Consider the following 6,914-nt stretch of genomic DNA (forward strand, 5'->3'; position numbering starts at 1 on the left):
GGATTCCGGCCGTTCGCGCCCGCCGTTCTGGCTGAACACGCGTCCGACTACTTCGAAAATATCGAAGGCGACGCATCTCCTTACATGTTGCTGGTGGTGCCCGTGCGCGCCGAAGCACCTGCCCTTCCGGCTATCACGCACCACGACGGCACCGCGCGTATTCAGACTGTCACGGCGCAGCGCACACCGGGGCTGCATACGGTCCTCACGGTGTTCCACGAGAGTACCGGCTGCCCCGTATTGGTGAATACCAGCTTCAATATTCGCGGTGAGCCGATTGTGCATACACCACGGGAAGCATTCGCCTGCATGATGCGCACGGAAATCGACGCGCTGGCGATCGGGCCATACTTTGTGTCACGTGCGGCCCAGACTTCACTTGGCGACCCTCGCTGGCACATGGCCGTGGAGCCGGATTGATGGCCGACGCGCGCAACACGGGACCAACGCCGCGCCGGTTCGGATTCACGCTGGGCGGGGCCCTGTTGGTGATCGCGGCCGTGCTGACGTGGAGGCAACGGACTGGGGGCGCGTTCACTGCCGGAGCGCTCGGTGTCGCGCTCGTGAGCGCCGGCGCTTTCGCGCCACGCGCCCTCGCGCCAGTATCGCGGGCGTGGATGGCGTTGGGGCACGCCCTCGGGCTCATCGTCACACCGGTGGTGTTCACACTGTTCTGGTGGCTCGCGTTTGTCCCGATGGGCATTTTGCGGCGCACGTTGTCTCGCAGCCCGATGGCACGCGATCCCAAGGCCTCCACCTACTGGGTGGTCAGAAAGCCGGTGCCCCCCGACGTGGCGCGGTCGGCGATGGAACGGCAGTATTGAGCCCATGACTCTGCTGCGTGAGCTGTTCGCGTTCCTGCGCACCAACAAGAAACTGTGGTTGCTGCCCATTGTGCTGGTCTTCGTGGCGCTGGGTACCCTGGTGGTGCTCGCCCAGGGTTCGGTGTTGGCACCGTTGATCTACTCGATCTTCTGAGTCTGCGGCCAATCCATGCAGAGCGAATCCGGAGCGCGTACCCGATCGCGGGCCTTCACACTGGTGGCGCTGGCGTTGCCATTGGTGTTCTTCGGCATCATCGAACTCGTCGCCCGTCTGGCATGGCCCGCCGGCGCGATGCCACTCTTCGTGAATGCTCCCGCCGGCAACGGGACTTGGCTCATGGCCAATCCCACCGTGGCTGCACGGTGGTTTCCTGGTGAGGCATCACCACCGGCTCCCAATGGGGAGTTCTTTCGCGCGAAGAAGCCCGACAATGGCTTCCGCGTCTTCGTACTGGGCGAATCGACGGCGCAAGGGTTTCCGTATCCCCGCACCGGATCGTTTGCGCGATTGCTCGATGCCGCATTGACCGATCGCCTGCCAGGGCGCGATGTCGAGGTGATTTCCCTCGGCATTGCCGCCACCAACAGCTATGCGATGCTGGACATCGTATCCGAGGTGCTCGCGCAGCGTCCGGATGCGATTCTGTACTACGGTGGACACAATGAGTACGTCGGCGCGCTGGGTGTTGGCGCGTCCATTCGTCTCACGTCGAGCCCGTGGCTTACGCGGTCTTTCGTGGCATTGCAGCATCTGCGTTCCGTACGCGCGCTCAATCGCATCGTGGCGCGTAGGCGGCAGCAGCGCGCCACGGAACAGCGCGGCATCGACCCCGCCGCAGCGAGCTTCATGGAGTCCATCACCAGTGGGAAGGACATCGTGTTGGATGATGCGGTGTTTCGCACTGGTGTGCAGCAGTTCGAAGGCAATCTCACGCGTATCGTACGCGCAGTGACATCGGCTGGCGTACCGGTATATGTCGGATCGCTCGCCGGCAATGAACGCGGGCAGCCACCATTTGCATCGACCGGCAATGGACCGGCACGTGCGGTGTTCGATTCGGCGGTGGTCTGGCTGGCACAGGGCGACAGCGTTCGGGCCCGCGCAGCCTTCAAACGCGCGCGGGACCTCGATGTTGTACGGTTTCGGGCACCGTCGGCATTCGACTCGGTTGTCACTCACGTGACGACGGCCGGAGGCACCCTGGCCCACTATGTGCCGGTGCGGGAAGCGTTCGAAGCGCACGCGCCCGCCCAGTCACCGGGCGAAGAGCAGTTTCTGGAGCATGTGCATCCCAATCGTGCCGGAGTACATACGCTCACAGATGCATTCCTCGCCGCGTTGGTGGCGGTCCCGCCGGCGGGCACAACATTCGGTGCGGTTGCGGCGCCATCGATGTCTGCCCACGAAGGGCGGGTGGGCGTGACCGCATTCGATGAGCGCATCGCCATGCATCGGGTGGCCGCATTGGCTGCGCGATGGCCCTTCGTGCCACTCGGGCAGCAGGGAGACTATCGCGGACGCTATCGACCAACTGGCGCCGTGGATTCGATGGCCTTTCTCGTTGCCGGTGGTGCGTTGCCGTGGGAGTTCGCGAAGCTGCAACTCGCGCGTCACCTGGAAGCGGCGGGTGATACGACGCAAGCGATCGCCGAGTATCTCGGCCTGGCAGGTGATCAGTTCATCTTTGCCGAACCGCACATGTTGGCCGGTGCGGCGCTGTTCAGGGTCCGGCGCTTCGCTGAAGCAGACAGTCAGTTCAGTTTGGCGCTCGCGATTGCACCGACTGCTGATCTGGCTTTGGCGAGGGCACAGTTGGCCGGTGGTCGTGAGGATTGGCCCGCGGCGTTGCGGCACCTGCAGTTGGCCAGACAGCTCGATGCTACGCGCGCCGATGTGCTGTACCAGCTGGCCTTGGCACAATCGCTGACGGGCGATGGTGCGGGCGCCAGACAAACGGCCCAGACGCTGCGCCGTCTGCATCCCCAGTACCAGGCGCTGCCCCAACTCCTGGCGATGCTCGGCTTGCCGCTCTGATCCAGACGGGAGTCGCAGGCCGGTGAGTGCGGGAGTTGCCGGGCGATCTGGAAGGGGTACAATCACTACACCCCGTGATTGCCACGCTTCGTCGCCCTGAAGGTACCCATGCCTGCGTCGCCGCTGTTGTACGCCTTGACCGTCGTGTTGGCGATGACCGCCAGCGAGGCGCTCGCGACTGGCGTGCCGGAACATGGAGAACGGGTGCCGGCTTCCGCGCAGGTATCACCAACAACACAGACCGCGTCGATTCGTGGTGTGGTGCGTGATGCGCGGGGGGCGCCGGTTGCTGAAGCGGAAGTGCAGTGGTTGCCGGGCGGCACGGTGGTACGTACCAAGGACGATGGCAGCTACGCGCTGCTGAACGTGCCCGTGGGAGAGGTCACCGTGCGTGTGCGGCGCATCGGGTATATCGCCGTGCAGCGCGACTACACCGTGGGTAGTCGTGAAGTCGTGCCGGCGGATTGGCGCCTGGAACGGGCCGTGCAGCAGATGGCGGTCATGAACGTGAACGCACGACGTGAGCCGTCGGACAGTCGCCTGGCTGGATATCGCGAGCGGCTCGAGGCGCGACGTGGCGGGCATTTCATCACGAGGGAGCGCATTGAACAGTCGAGCAATCGCAATATGCTCGATGCTTTCCGGGGGATCCCGGGCGTGCGGATCGGTCCTCAGGGGCGTGGAGGACGCATGGTGCGGTTTCGCTCGAATGGCTGCGCGCCCCTAGTGTTCATCGACGGTTTTCCGGCATCTGCGGCGGAGTTCGATTTCGAGTCGATCGATCTGCACATGGTGGAGGGGATCGAACTGTACCTCTCGTCGAGCTCTGTACCACCGGACCTTCTTGGGCCGCGTGGACTGGAGCAGTGTGGTGTGGTGGCGATCTGGTCGCGCCCCACCCAACCACGTCCTCCCCAAAACAAGAGCACCGAGCAGCGTCGTCAGGAACTGGTGAAAGAACTGGCAGAAGGAAAGGTGCTGACGGCGGAGCAGGTGGATGAACAGGCGTCACTCACCACGGGAGACCTCCAGGTGATGTATCCGGAGGCGCTTTGGAGAAATGGTGTGAATGGCAATGCCACGGTGGAATTCGTGGTGGACGCTCGGGGACGACTGGATTGGGCCACATTACTGGTGGTGTCCGCCACCGATCGCGCCTTTGGCAGGGCCGTTACAGAGGCATTGGTCCCGGCAAAATGGGCGCCCGCGAAGAAGGGACAAAACGCAGTGTCCCAACTCGTGTTGGTCACGATCGAATTCTCCCATACACCGGATTTTCGATAGCCTGCCCGTAGCTCAGTGGTGTGAGACGCTGAATATCTGCGCTTGTCCGATGGGACGATCGGCTGGTCTCATCGGTATGTCTCAGAAATTGATGGGACCAATGGCATTGCGGGGACCAAAAATCACGGGTTAGATTCTGCGCCATTCTGTTACACGCGGTTGTGGACGAGCCGAAAGGGCTGTTCTGCGATCGTTCGGTCCCTCCACGGAACCGTTCGTAACTCTCCCCAGCAGAGGACACGAGATGGGAAGCGCAAAGTCAGTAATGTGTGGGCTGCGTCGAGCAGCCGGCATTGTGCTCCTGATGGCACCCGCCAGCCTGCTCGCACAGGTCGTAGTACGAGGCGCGGTGACCACCCAGGGAACCGGCGCCGCCGTTCCGGCCGTCGTCGCGATCCAGACCATGGGTCTTTCCGCCGTCGCGAATGAACAAGGGCGCTACTCCTTGATGATCCCTGCGGGCAGAGCCACCGGGCAGGAGGTGGTGATCACCGCTCGCTTCATCGGCTACTCTCCCCTGAGCAAGACGATCAGGCTTGGCACCGATGTGCAGACCGTGGACTTCGAACTCAAGGCCGATCCGTTCCGCCTGAACGAAGTCGTGGTCACCGGCACCACCGATGGTCAGGAAGTGAAGAAGTTGCCGTTCTCCGTGGCCCGTGTGAGCGGAGAACAGCTCCGTGACGTACCGGCCACTTCACCGGTGGCGGCACTGGCCGGTAAGGTCGCGGGCGCTCGTATTGCACTCGGAACGGGCAATCCCGGCGCTGCGCCGACCATCCGTCTCCGTGGCTCCACCTCGCTCGGCGTTGGCAGCTCGTCGCCGCTGATCATCGTGGACGGTGTCATCACGCGCTTCTCTATTGCCGACATCGATGCGCAGGACATCGAATCGGTGGAAGTGCTCAAGGGCGCCGCGGCTTCGGCGTTCTACGGTTCCGACGCGGCGAACGGCGTGCTGGCCATCACCACCAAGCGCGGTCGGGATATCCGCGACGGCCAGACGCGCGTTTCGGTGCGCTCCGAAATGGGCAACTCGTCCATCAATCGCTGGGTGCCGCTCAACGAGTTCCACAACTACACGCTGAACGCGGACGGCACGATTCTCACCACCGCTGCTGGTGCCCGGCCGTTGGATGGTGTCATCGCCGACAACCCGTATCCGACTACCGGCGACGGGCGCTATCGCAATCAGCTCAAGGAATGGCTGGGTACCGGTCAGTTCTATTCGAACAACGTGCAGGTGGGCTATCGTCGTGGTGGCACCAACCTGAACTCGTCGTTCACGTCGGACCACAATGCGGGTGTGATGCCGTTCCGTTCGGGTCAGTTCCGTCAGTCGGCCCGCGTGAATGTCGATCAGCAGATCAACCCCAAGATGGACTTCGGCACGTCGGTTACCTACGCGATCAATCGCAACGACTACGATCCGAACGACAGCCAGGGCTGGTTCGCGCTGTTGCAGGCGCCACCCGATGTGAACCTCGTGCGCCCCAACGGTGCGAGTGATCCGGTGGAGTACTATCCGCTGTTGCCGGCGTGGGCACCGAATGCGCGTGGCAACCCGTTGTACGCCCTGAACAACCAGAGCCTGCAGCTGCGTCGTGAACGCTTCCTCGGTTCGGCAAACCTGCGCTACCGCCCCGCCAGCTGGCTGCGTTTTGAGGGCTCGTACGGCACGGACCGTTCGAATACCAGCGATCAGACCTACAACTTCAAGGGCTATCTGAACGCTTCGGGCATCGCCACCGACGGCTTGCTCGACATGGGTAGCAACATCAATGTGGCCGAAAACATCCAGGCCAACGCGATCGTGTCGAAGCAGTTCTTCGGCAACTTGAGCTCGACGACGCGAATGACGTATCTGCTGGAGAAGGATCAGCGCAGCACACTGAGTGCCTCCGGCAATGTGCTGACGGTGGTGGGCGTGCCCGATCTGGATGCCGTGGATCCGGCGAACAACACCGTGGGTTCCTCACTCACGACCCGCAATGCGCAGAACTACTTCTTGGCGCAGACGCTCGACTTCAAGGACAAGTACATCGCCGACTTCCTCGTGCGTCGTGACGCATCCTCACTGTTCGGTGCGGCGACCCGCTGGGCGAGCTTCTATCGTGTATCCGGTTCGTGGCGCTGGAACGAGGACCTGCAGATCCCCGGCATTCAGGAAGGCCGTATCCGTGCGTCGCGTGGAACGGCAGGTGTCCGCCCTGGATTCTACGATCAGTACGAGACGTATTCTGTCTCGCAGGGTCAGATCACCAAGGCGCAGCTCGGAAACAAGAACCTCAAGCCTGCCACGCAGACGGAAGACGAGTACGGCCTGAACGTCACGTTCCTCGACAAGTTCGATGCCGAAGTGGTCTACGCATCACGTCAGACAGAGGACGCATTCCTGAGTGTCCCGTTGTCGTTGGCGCAGTCGGGCGGTTTTACGTCGCAGATTCAGAATGCCGCGACCATCTCCGCGAAGACCTGGGAACTGTCTCTGCAGTCGCGGTTGTGGGACAGCCCCAATGTCAGCTACTCCCTGGGCCTGACGGCCGACCGCACCCGCCAGCGCATCGAGAAGCTGGGTCGTGCTCCGTATCGTGTGAACGCCGGTGGTCAGAACCAGAACGTCTTCTTCTACAAGGAAGGCGAAGCGCTCGGCATCATCTACGGCAAGCGGTGGCTGCGCACGCTGGAAGAAGTCTCCCAGCAGCAGAAGGACCCGAACCTGTACGTGGTGAACAGCGACGGTTACGTCGTGCTGAAGAGTGCACTGGGAA

The 6,914-nt window shown here is 62.7% G+C and carries 6 protein-coding genes; all 6 read left to right on the forward strand.

From position 1 onward, the window contains the following. Positions 1-420 (forward strand): carbamoyltransferase C-terminal domain-containing protein (locus VGE27_RS07365; protein WP_331048998.1); only part of this gene is annotated, 420 nt, incomplete at its 5' end. Further along, positions 420-824: an SxtJ family membrane protein gene (locus VGE27_RS07370; protein ID WP_331048999.1), complete on the forward strand. Its 405-nt coding sequence runs from the start codon at positions 420-422 to the stop codon at positions 822-824. The genes VGE27_RS07365 and VGE27_RS07370, both read left to right, overlap by 1 nt. A 4-nt stretch (positions 825-828) precedes the next feature. Continuing rightward, the gene (locus VGE27_RS07375; RefSeq protein ID WP_331049000.1) at positions 829-978 is read left to right on the forward strand and encodes a DUF5989 family protein; all 150 of its coding nucleotides are present in this window, start codon (positions 829-831) and stop codon (positions 976-978) included. Positions 979-993: 15 nt separating this feature from the next. After that, the gene (locus tag VGE27_RS07380) at positions 994-2,859 is read left to right on the forward strand and encodes a hypothetical protein (protein ID WP_331049001.1); all 1,866 of its coding nucleotides are present in this window, start codon (positions 994-996) and stop codon (positions 2,857-2,859) included. 108 nt (positions 2,860-2,967) lie between these two features. Continuing rightward, a complete protein-coding gene (locus tag VGE27_RS07385) occupies positions 2,968-4,143 on the forward strand; it encodes a TonB family protein (protein ID WP_331049002.1) in 1,176 nt (391 codons plus the stop codon). Positions 4,144-4,447: 304 nt separating this feature from the next. Beyond that, a partial coding sequence (locus tag VGE27_RS07390; RefSeq protein WP_331049003.1) for a TonB-dependent receptor plug domain-containing protein occupies positions 4,448-6,914 on the forward strand: 2,467 nt, incomplete at its 3' end.

This window comes from Gemmatimonas sp. (assembly GCF_036405635.1).
GTDB lineage: Bacteria > Gemmatimonadota > Gemmatimonadetes > Gemmatimonadales > Gemmatimonadaceae > Gemmatimonas.

What these genes read in the sequence shown, in the direction of transcription:
- VGE27_RS07370 (WP_331048999.1), top strand. Translation starts at nt 420, where the DNA reads ATGGCCGACGCGCGCAACACGGGACCAACGCCGCGCCGGTTCGGATTC.
- VGE27_RS07375 (WP_331049000.1), top strand. Translation starts at nt 829, where the DNA reads ATGACTCTGCTGCGTGAGCTGTTCGCGTTCCTGCGCACCAACAAGAAA.
- VGE27_RS07380 (WP_331049001.1), top strand. Translation starts at nt 994, where the DNA reads ATGCAGAGCGAATCCGGAGCGCGTACCCGATCGCGGGCCTTCACACTG.
- VGE27_RS07385 (WP_331049002.1), top strand. Translation starts at nt 2,968, where the DNA reads ATGCCTGCGTCGCCGCTGTTGTACGCCTTGACCGTCGTGTTGGCGATG.